Source organism: Rhodococcus sp. NPDC058505 (assembly GCF_042720095.1).
In the GTDB taxonomy this organism is placed as follows: domain Bacteria; phylum Actinomycetota; class Actinomycetes; order Mycobacteriales; family Mycobacteriaceae; genus Rhodococcus_G.
The window spans coordinates 76,305-89,217 of sequence record NZ_JBHXNB010000011.1 but is presented as its reverse complement, the minus strand read 5'-3'; the positions used below and the strand labels follow the sequence as shown (position 1 = coordinate 89,217).

The window sequence follows — 12,913 nt, the reverse complement described above, 5'->3', positions numbered from 1 at the left end:
GCGGCAAGCCGACGGACACGCCGCCGGGAGGCCCCCGGATGCGTGCACTTTCCGCGGCGTCAGCGCTGGCGGTCGCGGAATCGATAGGTCGCGCGGAGGTCCCGCGTGATCTGCTTCTGGGTCTTGCTGCCCTTGCTCGACTGACGGGCGCTCCCCCGGGCCGCCGCCCGCTCACTTTCACGCAGCAGCTTGCGGTACCGATCGAGTCGGCCCACATCCAGCATGCCGACGACGATGGCTTCCTGTACGGCGCAGCCGGGTTCGCTGCGATGTTCGCAGTCACCGAAGGCGCAGTCCCGGGCGTAGCTCTCGATCTCGGAGAACACCCGCTCGATTCCGTCGGCGGCATCCTGCAAGCCGATACCTCGCAAACCCGGGGTGTCGATGAGCACTCCGCCGCCGGGTAGCGGCAGCAACTCGCGGTGCACGGTGGTGTGCCGTCCCTTGCCGTCGCTGAACCGAACTTCTTTGGTGCCCATATATTCTCGGCCGATGAGAGCGTTGGCTAGGGTGGATTTTCCTGCCCCTGACGGGCCGAGCAGGACCGCGGTCCCGGTCGCCACCTCCGACAGAACGTCCAGACCTGCACCTGTCGTGGAACTGGTGGTGACAATGTCCACACCGGGAGCCAGGTCGGTGATGGCGGCCAGAGCCTCACCTGGGTCGTCGACGACGTCGGCTTTGGTGAGCACCACGACCGGCTTCGCGCCGCTGTCCCAGGCCAGCGCGAGCAGCCGCTCCACCCGGCCCGCGTTCAGCGGTGCCGCAAGCGATACCGCGATAATGACAGAGTCGACGTTCGCCGCCAACACTTGCTGGTGGGAGGTGCGATCCGAGGAGGCCCTGGTGATTGCGCTGCGCCGTGGCAGCAGTGCCACCAGTTCCGGTTCCGAACCCGGGCGCAGCGCCGCCCAGTCACCTGTGCAGACAGTATGGGCCGGGTCGAGGGAGGTGACCGCCCCGCTATCCGCGCGGACGGGACCCGATGCGGTAAACGTGTCACAGCAGCCGCGGTCGACCCGCACGACGCGGGCCGGAAGGAGACCGACGGCCGCATGCTCGACAAACAGCGCTGCGAACGAGTCGTCCCAACCGAGCGAGGACAGATCGAACGTGGACGAGAGGGGTTGAGATGAATGCATAGTCAGACCCTTGGGAAAGGGGCCCCGTTCGGACACCGAAGCCACCGCGGCCACGAGCCGACGTGCGGTTCGCGCCGCTACCGGCGGTGGGAATCGATCAGACCGGAGCCCGGGACGTGAGGATGGTCCGGGCGCTGCACAGGGCAGCGGTCTTCACCGCGATCATCAACTCACCTCCCATCTCTCGCACCACTCAAACTCGGAAGCTCGACCCTAACACCAGGCAGCAGTACCCGCCAACGATTTATGACCGGCCTCAACACACCGTCCAGGCGAGCGGCCACCGATCACAAGAGTGCAGTGGATTACCTCCACCTCGCGAGCGGGCATGTCCGCGGTCAAGCGAACCCCGCTGGCGCACCGCGCACGCGGGATGCGAATCGAGCTGCACGCCAAGGTGACCCCAGGATCGGGCACACACGAACTCTCGATGAAATGGAGCTGATGTGGCAGTAGAACGAATGGCCGTCAACCCGGTGACGTGGTCGATGGAGATGGGATTCTGGCCAGGGTGAGCCCGTCCCCGGGCACACCCGAACCCTGCACTGCTGCGGGCAGTCAGTGGCGCCGGTCCACTTCGGCCGAGTTGGAGACCGCCGGAAGTCATGCGGCGGATCCGGGAACAATTGCCAACAATCTTGGCCACGATCCCGGACGGACGTGTGTGTCCCACCACATCTCCTTGACCTCAAGTCCACTTGAGCTTTTAGCGTCGGCCTCGTGATCGACACGACGGAGGAACCCATGACCGCACCGCACCGCACGGCAGTGCCGACCGGGCACCGCGACGCCGACCGGACCGACACCCGCGGCTTCTCCGCGGCGACGGCGGAGGCCTTCGCGACGGCGTTCCGTCACCACCCCGCGGGGGTGTCGCTGATCTCCGCGGCGTCCCCTGCGGGACCGGTCGGGTTGACCGCGTCGAGCGTCACGTCGGTGAGCATCGACCCACCGACGGTCGCCTTCTCGGTCATGCACGCCTCCCGTAGTGCCACAGCGGTTCTCGACTCCCCGACCGTCGTCGTGCATCTGCTCGCGGACACCCACCGGGAGATCGCCGACACCTTCGCGCGACCGGGCACCGCCCGCTTCTCCGACGAACAGCGGTGGGCCGTGCTCGACACCGGTGAGCCCTACCTGCCCGACGCGCGGGCCGCCCTGCGCTGCAGCATCGAGCGGATCGTGCCCGCAGGCACGTCGTCGCTCGTGCTCGCCCGGGTCCTGAGCATCGCGGTCACCGACCCCGCACGACCGTTGATCTACCTCGATCGCCGATTCCACACGCTCGACATCTGATTCGCCACCCACCCGCCGGCGACCCGGCCGGGGCCATCGAGAGGAACACCCATGTCCGTCTACACGCTGCCTGAACTGCCCTACGACTACGCCGCCCTCGAGCCGCACATCTCCGGCAAGATCATGGAGCTGCACCACGACAAGCACCACGCCGCGTACGTCGCAGGCGCCAACACCGCCCTCGAGAAGCTCGCGGAACTCCGCGACGCCGACGCCCTCGCCCCCGTGGTGAACCTGCACGAGAAGAACCTCGCCTTCCACCTCGGCGGCCACACCAACCACACCGTCTTCTGGAACAACCTCTCCCCGAACGGCGGCGACAAGCCCGAAGGCGAACTGGCCGCCGCGATCGACGACCAGTTCGGCGGCTTCGACAAGTTCCGCAGCCACTTCAACGCCAACGCCAACGCCATCCAGGGCTCCGGCTGGTCCATCCTCGCCTGGGACTCCATCGGCCAGCGGCTGATCATCGTCCAGCTCTACGACCAGCAGGGCAACATCTCCATCGGCCTGACCCCGCTGCTCATGCTCGACATGTGGGAGCACGCCTTCTACCTCGACTACCAGAACGTCAAGGGCGACTACGTCAACGCCTTCTGGAACATCGTCAACTGGGCGGACGTCGCCGCCCGCTTCGACAAGGCCCGCACCGCCACCGCAGGCCTGATCGCCTGACCCCCTAACGGCCCGTGCGTGATGTTCTCCCCACAGGGGGACCCCACCCGACCGGGTGAACATCACGCACAGTTCGACGCTGCCGCGACGCGGGTTCCGCGCGGAGTCCCCGATGTACGAGAATCGTTTCCGTCCCGTCCGCACGACCCAGAGGAAGAGTTCATGAGCGTCCACAGCTTCACCGTCGCGACCGCTGACGGCACCACCGAGGATTTGAGCGGCTACGCAGGCAAGTATCTGCTCATCGTCAACGTCGCCAGCAAGTGCGGTCTGACCCCGCAGTACGAGGGCCTCGAGGAACTGAACCGCAAGTCCGACGAGCTCGGCCTGCAGGTGATCGGCTTCCCGTGCAACCAGTTCGCGGGTCAGGAGCCGGGCACGGACGCCGAGATTCAGGAGTTCTGCAAGGTCAACTACGACGTCACCTTCCCGGTCTACGGCAAGATCGACGTCAACGGCGACGATGCGCACCCGCTGTACCGGCACCTGCGCGCCGAGGCACCCGGCGACTTCGGTCCGGACCACGGTTTCCTGTACGACCACGTCAGCAAGACGATGCCGGAGTCGATCGGCACCGACGCGGTCAAGTGGAACTTCACCAAGTTCCTCGTCGACCCCGACGGGACCGTCGTACGGCGCTTCGAGCCGACCGTCCTGCCGTCGGAGATCGAGTCCGCAGTCGCCGCATTGCGCTAGGCAAGCACCGCACTCCCCACCCGCCCCGAGGCCGACGCCTCGGGGCGGGTGTCGTCGACCGCGCTACCGCGCCTCCCTGCGCCGGACCATCTCCGCGATCCAGGTGGGCGCGAACGGTGACGTGCACTTCGGTGGTGTCGGGTAGTCCTTGAGCACCTCGAGGCGCTCACCGATGTCGACAGCCCGGTCGCGCTGGTCGGGGTGCTCGATCCCGATCTGGGCGAGGCAGTTGTTCATCGCCCACTGCAGGCGGTCCGGGGCGTCCTTCATCTCGGCGTCGATCGTGTCGAGGAGCGCCGCGAGGTCGAGCCCGTCCGGCCGCTTCACCACCCGGTCGGTGGTCAGCGGGGCTCCGCTTCACCACGTTGGTGACCAGCCAGTCCTGCACCTTGGGGGTACGGGCGTCGCCAGCGCAGCCAGCTCGGCCATCACCTCGGGCACGGTCACCTCGGGCACGCACGCCTCCCTGTCCTCACCGGTTCCCTCAGCCTACGCTGGCGGGCCCGCCGCATCCCCGCCGTGCCGGGACCGGCGATTGCGCGTGCAGCGGTCGATCACACGTCCACCCACCGCACCCCCACGGGCACGAGTTCCCCTGCGCCGGAGGTGACCTCAGCGACTACCGTCGCCAGCTCCGCGGGATCACCCGCGGCGAGCGTGAGGGTGACGACCGCGCCGTAGGCGGTGCCCACGACCGGGACTCCACGCCCCCGCAGGTCCGCCTCCACCCGCCCGGCGATGTCGTGCCCGACGTCCACCGCCAGCAGGTGGCGCCGTTCGCGACCGACCAGGCTCGCGGCGTCGACGGCCGCGGCCACCGCGCCCGAGTAGGCCCGGACGAGTCCGCCTGCACCGAGCTTGACGCCGCCGAAGTAGCGGGTGACGACCGCCGCGACACCGACGAGGTCTCGGGCCCGCAGCACCTGCAGCATCGGCACCCCCGCGGTGCCGCCGGGCTCTCCGTCGTCGCCGGACCGTTCGGCCCGCTGCGCCGGCTCGTCCCCGGCGATGTAGGCCCAACAGTGGTGTCGCGCATCGTGATACCGGCGACGTTGCTCGTCGAGGAACTCCTGTGCGGCCTGCGGACCGTCGACGCGGCGGAGCACCGCGAGGAACCGGGAATGCTTGACCTCGGTTTCCACCTCGACGTCCGGGCCTGCGGGCAGCGTGAAGGGCATGATTCCATCCTCCCGCCGCGGCTGCCTGCGGCGGCGTCCGGGGTTGCCGCCGCGACGTAGAGTTGCGGACAGTTTCCGATCACCACCCTCGACCGCGGGGAGACGAACGTGAGCCAACTACTGCGTGTCCAGAACTTCACCGTGTCCAGCGACGGCATTGCCGCCGGACCCGACCAGAGTTTCGAGAGTCCGTTCGGGCTCGACCACGGCAACCTGATGGCGTGGGCAGGGGCGACGGCCAGTTGGCCGAACCGCACCGATTCCGGCGGCAGCCGCGGCCTCGACGACTACTTCACCCGGGACTTCTCGCACAACATCGGGGCCGAGATCATGGGCCGCAACAAGTTCGGACCGCAGCGCGGCCCATGGACGGATCCGGAGTGGTTCGGATGGTGGGGGGACGAACCACCCTTCCACACCCCGGTGTTCGTCATGACACACCATCCGCGTCCCTCGTTCTCCCTGTCCGACACCACATTTCACTTTGTCGATGGTGATCCGGCGACGGTGCTCGACCGGGCGCGGGAGGCGGCACGGGGCAGGGACGTTCGGCTCGGCGGTGGCGTCACCACCATCCGGGAATTCCTCGACGCGGATCTCGTCGACACCCTGCACGTGGCGGTCGCGCCGATCGAGTTCGGATCCGGGCTGCGGCTGTGGGAGTCCCCGGACGATCTCCGCGACCGGTTCCAGCTGGACGTTGTGCCCAGTCCCAGCGGGATTACCCACCACCTGTTCTGGCGCAGGTGACGGCGGACCCCACCCGGATCCCGTCGAGACCGTCCGACTCACCTCAGCGTCGCGCGAAGATCCGTTCCCACACCGTCGGATCGGTGCGCGGCCCGCTCAGTGTGTCGGCGCCGTACCGTTCGATCTCCGCGCCGAGGTCCAGGGGCCGCGTCGGGGGCGTCCCCGGAACCAACTCCTCCTCCACCCGGTCGTCGGGCACCAGCCAACACACCTCGAACTCGATGCCGTCGGGATCGCGGGCATAGAGCGCCTTCGTCGAGCCGTGGTTACTCGCCCCGGTCAGGGCACCCGCGGCCGTGAGTCGGTCCGCCATCCCCGCCAGGTCGGTGAGCGTCCCCACCTCCCACGCCAGGTGGTAGAGCCCCACCTCGCCGGGCCTGCGCACGCCCGGCGCGTGCGGACTCTGGAAGAGCCCGAGGTCATGATCGTTCGCCGACCCGGCGGCCTGCAGGAACGCGGCACCCGAGAATCCCCCCGGCAACTGCCGAAACCCGAGCACGTCCCGATAGAACGCGAGACTGCGATCGAGGTCGGAGACGAACAGGACGGCATGATTGAGACGGCGAATCATCGTGGCCTACTTCCCGAACCGGTAGGTGACGCCGGTCAGCCGCTCCGACTCGTCCCACAGCGAGGCGGCCACCGCCCGATCGTGGGATCGGGCGCTGGAACCCACCACCCGGGGATGTCCGCGCTGCTCGAACGGTCCGTCCGGACCAACGAAGGTGCCGGAGGACACCGAATCGGATGTCGCCGCGTACAGCGCGGGCAGCGCACCCATCTCGGCACTCTGCGCGAACAGATTTCCGATCCCCATCACCCGATCCCACGGCGACCCGGTGTGGCCCTGCAGCCCGGTCGACGCGTACCCCGGGTGCGCGGCAAGCGATTTCACGGCCGAACCGGCGGCGGTCAGCCGACGATCCAGCTCGTACGCGAACATCAGGTTCGCCAGCTTCGACTGCCCGTAGGCGAACCAGCGGCCGTACCGCCGCCGTTGCCAGTTCGGATCGTCGAGCGCGATCGCCCCGATGCGGTGCATCAGGCTCGACATCGTCACCACCCGGTCGGTGATCCGGTCGAGGAGCAGTCCGGTGAGCGCGAAGTGCCCGAGGTGATTGGTGCCGAACTGTGTCTCGAACCCGTCGACAGTGCTGGACTTCGGCACCGCCATCACGCCGGCGTTGTTGATCAGCACGTCCACCGCCTCGATGCCGTCCGCGAACTTTCGCACCGATGCCAGGTCCGCGAGGTCCAGCGGGCGCACCTGCGCGTTCGCGCCGATCGCCGCCGCGACCGGCGCGGCCTTGGCCACGTTCCGGCAGGCCAGGATCACGGTCGCACCCGCGGCCCCGAGGGCCTTCGCCGCCTCCGCCCCGAGCCCGCTGTTGGCTCCGGTCACCACGACGGTGCGTCCGGTCTGATCGGTGATGTCACGCGCGGTCCAGTTCCCCATGTGGCCCAGGGTACGTCGACGCCGGATTTCCGGAACCCGGGGAAGAGCCGGGGGTCGGCGGAGCGGCTATCGTCGCGTCCCATGACCGACGCCCAGCCCCCTCGCCAGCCCATCGGACTCGCCGTGATCGGCACCGGATTCGGCTGCATCACCCACGTTCCCGCCTTCCGCGACGCCGGATTCGAGGTCCGTGTCCTGATCGGCCGCGACCACGACCGCACCGCCGCGCGCGCCGAACGGTTCGGCATCCCCCACGCAGCCACCTCGTTGGCGGAGGCGTGTGCGCTGACCGAGATCGACGCCGTCACCATCGTCACGCCGCCGCACACCCATGCCGACCTGGCGATCGAGGCCGCCGAACGCGGACTGCACGTGGTGTGCGAGAAGCCGTTCGCCGCGGATCTGGCGCAGGCGAGGCGGATGCTCGACGCCGTCGAGCGGGCCGGGGTGGTGCATCAGGTCGGGACCGAGTTCCGTTACGCCCCTGCGCAGGCGCTGCTGGCCAGGGAGGTGGCGGCGGGGACGATCGGCACCCCGAAGCTGGCGACGATGCTGATGCACCTCCCGATGTTCGCTGCGGACGACGCCGAGGCACCCGACTGGTGGACCGACGGGGCGTCCGGCGGCGGCTGGCTGGGCGCGCAGGGCACCCACATGATCGACCAGATCCGCAGCACGCTCGGCGAATTCGACACCGTCAGCGCCGGACTGCCGGTGGTGGCCGACCGCGGCCAGACCGCCGAGGACTCGTTCACCGTGCACTTCCGTACCGTCACCGGCGTGGACGGTGTCCTGCAGAGCACCGTCGGGTCGTGGGGGCCGCTCATCATGACCACCCGCATCGCGGGCACGACAGGAAGCCTGTGGATCGACGGAGCCACCGTCCGGCGGGCGGGCGCCGATGGCGAGCACGACGTTCCCGTTCCGGACGACCTGGCGACACCGGGCCCCGTGCCGCCCCCGTTCGACCTGTTCTCCACCACCTACGACTGGCTGCACGCGACCGGCATCGACCGCGCCCCCTACACCCGGCTCGCGGACGCCTTCCGCCGCCGCATCCTCGGTGAGGCACTCGGACCGAACGAGCCGCGCCCGGCGACCTTCGCGGACGGCGTGGCCGGGCAGGCGGTGCTGGATGCAATCCGACGGTCCGCTGCGGAGGGCAGGTCGGTCCGGATCGCCGACCTGCCCTGACCGTCAGCCGACGGTCGGGAAGGTCACGTAGCTCGGTTGTGTCGGGTCGAGCTGGAGGTGCTGCGGACGCAGCCCGCTTGCGGCAAGCATCGGGCCGAGGGGCAGGTATCGCGGCACGCTCAGCGCGTACACGTCCACCCGGAGTCGGTGCCCGGGCGCCAGCACGGCATCGGTGGGGACCATGTTCACGTCGAGCACCGTCGGCTGTCCCGGCACGGTCGGCTGCCGCGTCGCGAGGGTCAGGCGGTGGTGGGCGTCGGTGTAGTCCCCGTTCGGCGCCTTCTCCGACCGCGCGTCGTCGACCGCCCGCAATGACGAGGTCAGCGCACCGCTCGTCAGCACCGTGGACCGCCCGTCGGGGGCGACGTCGTTGACGGTGACCGCCCAGAACCCGTCGGTGGTGTCGTGAACGGTGTTGAGGTGCACGTTGATCGGCCCGGAGATCACGGTGGGTTCGGTAACGGGTGCGCCGGTGAAGGTCAGGCCCTCCGCCTCCTGGATCCGGGAGTCCTTGGTGCACACCGATCCCAGCACGACCAGCATCCCGGCGGTGCCCTGCGCGGCGTCCCGCGAACACAATCCGCGCGCCCCGGGCGCGACGGTCAGGCGGGCGGCCTCACCGGGTGCCTGTGTGGTGAGGCTGCCGTCGTGCCCGCTGTGCCCGGCGGTCCCGCTCGGTGCCGCCGACAGGTACAGACGCTGGTACTGCGCACCGGCCCTGGGGAAGCGGTCGGTGGTGGTCCAGCCGCCGCCCTGCTGCCACAGCGTGACCGGTCCGTACTTCTCGATCCCGTTGTCGATTCCCTTGAGCCACCGGTCGAACCAGGCCCGCTCGAGGACGTCGATGCGGGGCGGGGAACCGGCGGTCCCGAAGCCCTGCCCCGGATTCAGGTGGTAGGTGTCACCCATGACCAGCTGCTTGCGGCCGGGCGGCAGGTCGATGCCGTTGTAGATCCGCGGCTCGCTGTTGGCGAAGATGTCGTGCCAGCCACCGAACACCATGGTCGGCACCTCGATGCGGTCGAGGTCGGCCCGGCGGTCCTGGTAGAAGGGCCCGTCCTGCGCGACCGCCATCGTCGAGGGGGTCATGTCGGCGATGTCCGGCTCCGACACCGCCTGCACGAGTTCGGGAATCATCGTGAACGGGTCGGCGAGACGGTCCGCGAGCCAGCGCTGGTCGACGGTGCCGCGCAGCACGTCCTGCGCGTTCGGCACCAGCTTGAGCCCGTCGACCAGCGCGAGCCACATCGGCATGAAGCCGACGCCGAGGCCGCCTCCGGTGCCGACGATGTCGCGCAGCAGGTCGTTGCCCGGCTCGACCGGGAAGATCGCCTTCAACGCGGGCGGGCGGTGACCGGCGGCCTGCACCGAGTTGATGCCGGAGTAGGAGACGCCGCCCATCCCCACCGCGCCGTCCGACCACGGTTGCCTGCTCGCCCAGTCGATGATCTCGACGCTGTCCTGCTGTTCGCGCGGCCCGAGCACGTCCCACACCCCCTGCGAGAAGCCCGTGCCGCGGGCGTCGACGACGACCTGGGTGTAGCCGCTCTGCACCAGTGCGCGGTTGACGCCGAAGGCCTTCATGCCGCCGCTGGTGACGAGTCCGGTCAATTCGGTCACCCCGTCGAGCGGGGTTCCGGTGAGGTTCAGCTGATTGAGGAACGACACCAGGGTTGCCTCGACCCCGGGCAGCGCGAGGCCGGCGTCGGCGACGGCGCTGATCAGTTTCGTGTACGGGGTGATGTTGAGGACGGTGGGCAGCTTGTCCTCAATCGCGCGCCCCACGGCGTCGGCGGGGCGGTAGACGTTCGCCCGCAACACCGTGCCGTCGCTCATCGTGATCGGCACGTCCCACTCGATCGCAACGCCCGGATACCGCGGTGCCTGATCCGCGGTGAGCTGCCACTGCCGGGCGGCCGCACCCCCGGACGGGTCGGCCGCCGCGGGAACGGCCGCGAACCCGACGCCGAGCGCCAGCACCGTCAACACCGAACCGAGAACCTTCGAACGCATCCGCACCGACTCCCCCTCGCGCGATGGGCCCCGTGACGGGCGCCACAAAACCTACCGGAGAGTAGCCGCCGCCACGACCAGCGTCAACGACCGAACTGTGCGTGAATTTCACCCCCATCGGGGTAAAACTCGCGCACGGGCGGCGCAGCCGCATACGGTGGGCCGGTGCCCGCCGCTCCGCTTCCCGTGCGTGACGGCCTCAACCCGACGCGGTTGCGGCTGCCCGGCGACGGTGCCTGGCCGACGGTGCTCGAGTACCTGCTCGCGCGATTCCCGGATGACGCGGCACGGCTGCGCGAGAAGGTCGATGCGGCCGAGGTGGTTGCCGGGGACGGCGTCCCGGTCACACCCGAAACCCCGTACCGGGCCCACACGTTCGTCTTCCTGTACCGCGATCCACCGGTCGAGCCTCCCGTGCCGTTCGAGGTCGAGATCCTGCACCGTGACGAGGACCTGCTCGTCGTCGACAAGCCACACTTCCTGGCCAGCACTCCGCGCGGGCGGCATGTGACGGAGTCGGCGCTGGTCCGGCTGCGCCGCGACCTGGATCTGCCGGACCTGACCCCGGCACACCGCCTCGACCGGGTCACCGCCGGCGTCCTCGTCTTCACCGTGCGGCCGTCGGCGCGACGGGACTATCAGGAGTTGTTCGCGCAGCGGCGGGTCGCCAAGGAGTACGAGGCGATCGCCCGGTTCGACCCGGATCTGGCCCTGCCGCAAACGGTGCGCAGTCGCATCGTCAAACCGGACGGCGATCTGCGCTGTGTCGAGGTCCCCGGCGACCCGAACGCGGAGACCCGGATCGAGCTGATCGAGTCGCGCGGCGGGATCGGACGGTATCGCCTGCTTCCCCGCACCGGCAAAATGCATCAGCTGCGGGTGCACCTCAACGGACTCGGCATCCCGATCATCGGGGACAACTTCTATCCAACACTGTATGACATTGCGCCCGATGACTATTCGAACCCACTGCAGCTGCTGGCTCGCTCGGTTGCGTTCACCGACCCGCGGACCGGGCTGCCCCGCGAGTTCGCCAGTCGACGCCGCCTCACCGCCTGGACCTGATTCCTACTACAGGCCGTCGTGGCCTGCGTCACACTATCTTGCATCTCAAATGCAAATTAAATAGCTTCGGATCATGAGCCTCTCAGCAGCGTCCACCGAAGTCATCCGCGCGACCCTCCCCGCCGTCGGTGCCGCCATCGGCGACATCACCCCCCTGTTCTACAAGAAGATGTTCGCCGCGCACCCCGAACTGGAGCGCGACCTGTTCAACCGAGGCAACCAGAAGCAGGGCGACCAGCAGCGGGCGCTGGCGGGTTCGATCGCCGCCTTCGCGACGCTCCAGGTCAGCGACGACGCCCCGAGCACCGATCTGATCATGTCCCGGATCGCGAACAAGCATGCGTCGCTCGGGATCACCGAGGATCAGTACCAGATCGTCCACACGTACCTCTTCGAGGCGATCGTCGAGGTGCTCGGCGCGGCCGTCACCCCCGAGGTCGCTGCGGCGTGGGACGAGCTGTACTGGCTGATGGCCAACACCCTCATCGCGATGGAGCGCGACCTCTACGCCGATGCGGGCGTCGAGCCCGGCCAGGTGTGGCGCGAGGTGAAGGTGACCCGCCGGGTGCTCGAATCCCCCGAAACCGTCTCCTTCGTCCTCGGCTCCGCGGACGGGACGCCGCTGCCGTCGTACCGCCCGGGGCAGTACATCTCGGTCGGCGTCACCCTCCCCGACGGCGCCCGGCAGATCCGCCAGTACAGCCTGGTCGGCTCCCCGACCGCGGCGGACTGGCAGATCAGCGTCAAGGCGATCCCCGGCGACGGCACCGACTCACCGGCAGGCGAGGTCTCGAACTTCCTGTACCAGAATGTCTTCGAGGGCGACACCCTGTCCGTCACCACTCCCTTCGGCGATCTCGTCCTCGACGAGGGTGACGCGCCGCTGCTGCTGGTGTCCGCCGGGATCGGCTGCACCCCGATGATCGGCATGCTGAACCACCTCGCCGACACCGCCGCCGCCCGCCCGGTCGCGGTGCTGCATGCCGACCGCTCCCCCGCCCGGCACGCGCACCGCGCGGAGCTGGCCGAGCTGGTCGGGCAGATCCCGTCCGCCACCATGCACCGGTGGTACGAGGATCTCGGTCAGCGGGCGCAGGACGAGCGCACGTTCGCCGGCCGCGCCGACCTGTCCGGTATCGAGATCATCGACGGCACCCAGGTCTACCTGTGCGGCCCGATGCCGTTCATGCAGTCCGTGCGCGCGAGCCTGCTTGAGCGGCAGGTCCCCGACTCGGCGATCCACTACGAGGTCTTCGGCCCCGACAGCTGGACCCCGGCCAACTAAATCCCGACCCCCGGTGCGGCCCCGACTCGATCTCGAGTCGGGGCCGCGCCGTTTCCGTGACCTCCCACGGCAGAACCGTTCCGCTCCGGGCCGAGACGACTGTTGACTGATTCCGGAAAAGTGCCATTCTGACTAGGTATCCACAACGTCTCGAAGGCCCCGC

12 protein-coding genes and 1 pseudogene are annotated in these 12,913 nt (G+C 69.1%); 7 read left to right on the top strand and 6 right to left on the bottom strand.

The window, feature by feature from the left end:
* Window positions 1-59 precede the first annotated feature (59 nt).
* Window positions 60-1,142 (bottom strand): ribosome small subunit-dependent GTPase A, encoded by a 1,083-nt coding sequence (rsgA, locus tag ACFWPA_RS11065; RefSeq protein ID WP_378570167.1) that lies wholly within the window; start codon window positions 1,140-1,142, stop codon window positions 60-62.
* Between the two features lie 744 nt (window positions 1,143-1,886).
* On the opposite strand from rsgA, the gene ACFWPA_RS11060 reads away from it, so the two are divergent.
* The 3 genes from ACFWPA_RS11060 (at window position 1,887) to ACFWPA_RS11050 (ending at window position 3,809) form a co-directional block, all read left to right on the top strand.
* Window positions 1,887-2,438, top strand: coding sequence for a flavin reductase family protein (locus tag ACFWPA_RS11060; protein WP_378570166.1), 552 nt, complete (start codon window positions 1,887-1,889; stop codon window positions 2,436-2,438).
* 51 nt (window positions 2,439-2,489) lie between these two features.
* Window positions 2,490-3,113: a superoxide dismutase gene (locus ACFWPA_RS11055; protein ID WP_378509043.1), complete on the top strand. Its 624-nt coding sequence runs from the start codon at window positions 2,490-2,492 to the stop codon at window positions 3,111-3,113.
* Window positions 3,114-3,275: 162 nt separating this feature from the next.
* Window positions 3,276-3,809 (top strand): glutathione peroxidase, encoded by a 534-nt coding sequence (locus tag ACFWPA_RS11050; protein WP_378570165.1) that lies wholly within the window; start codon window positions 3,276-3,278, stop codon window positions 3,807-3,809.
* Window positions 3,810-3,872: 63 nt separating this feature from the next.
* On the opposite strand, the pseudogene ACFWPA_RS11045 reads toward ACFWPA_RS11050, so the two are convergent.
* Window positions 3,873-4,215, bottom strand: a pseudogene (locus ACFWPA_RS11045) (DNA alkylation repair protein); the annotation flags it as partial.
* A gap of 148 nt (window positions 4,216-4,363) precedes the next feature.
* A complete protein-coding gene (locus ACFWPA_RS11040; protein ID WP_378570164.1) occupies window positions 4,364-4,987 on the bottom strand; it encodes an IMPACT family protein in 624 nt (207 codons plus the stop codon).
* Window positions 4,988-5,095: 108 nt separating this feature from the next.
* On the opposite strand from ACFWPA_RS11040, the gene ACFWPA_RS11035 reads away from it, so the two are divergent.
* A complete protein-coding gene (locus ACFWPA_RS11035; RefSeq protein WP_378570163.1) occupies window positions 5,096-5,737 on the top strand; it encodes a dihydrofolate reductase family protein in 642 nt (213 codons plus the stop codon).
* 43 nt (window positions 5,738-5,780) lie between these two features.
* On the opposite strand, the gene ACFWPA_RS11030 is transcribed toward ACFWPA_RS11035, so the two are convergent.
* Entirely contained in the window at window positions 5,781-6,308 is a 528-nt protein-coding gene (locus ACFWPA_RS11030; protein WP_378570162.1) for a VOC family protein, read from the bottom strand.
* A 6-nt stretch (window positions 6,309-6,314) separates the two neighbouring features.
* Window positions 6,315-7,193 carry an oxidoreductase gene (locus ACFWPA_RS11025; RefSeq protein WP_378570161.1) on the bottom strand — a complete coding sequence of 293 codons (879 nt, stop codon included), beginning with the start codon at window positions 7,191-7,193 and terminating at the stop codon, window positions 6,315-6,317.
* An 81-nt stretch (window positions 7,194-7,274) separates the two neighbouring features.
* Here ACFWPA_RS11025 and ACFWPA_RS11020 point away from each other — a divergent pair, with 81 nt between their 5' ends.
* Window positions 7,275-8,387: a Gfo/Idh/MocA family protein gene (locus ACFWPA_RS11020; protein ID WP_378570160.1), complete on the top strand. Its 1,113-nt coding sequence runs from the start codon at window positions 7,275-7,277 to the stop codon at window positions 8,385-8,387.
* Window positions 8,388-8,390: 3 nt separating this feature from the next.
* Here the strand turns inward: ACFWPA_RS11020 and ACFWPA_RS11015 are convergent, their stop codons facing one another.
* Window positions 8,391-10,400: a CocE/NonD family hydrolase gene (locus ACFWPA_RS11015; protein ID WP_378570159.1), complete on the bottom strand. Its 2,010-nt coding sequence runs from the start codon at window positions 10,398-10,400 to the stop codon at window positions 8,391-8,393.
* 165 nt (window positions 10,401-10,565) lie between these two features.
* On the opposite strand from ACFWPA_RS11015, the gene ACFWPA_RS11010 reads away from it, so the two are divergent.
* Entirely contained in the window at window positions 10,566-11,465 is a 900-nt protein-coding gene (locus ACFWPA_RS11010) for a pseudouridine synthase (protein WP_378570158.1), read from the top strand.
* A gap of 73 nt (window positions 11,466-11,538) precedes the next feature.
* The gene (locus ACFWPA_RS11005) at window positions 11,539-12,750 is read left to right on the top strand and encodes a globin domain-containing protein (protein WP_378570157.1); all 1,212 of its coding nucleotides are present in this window, start codon (window positions 11,539-11,541) and stop codon (window positions 12,748-12,750) included.
* Window positions 12,751-12,913 lie beyond the last annotated feature (163 nt).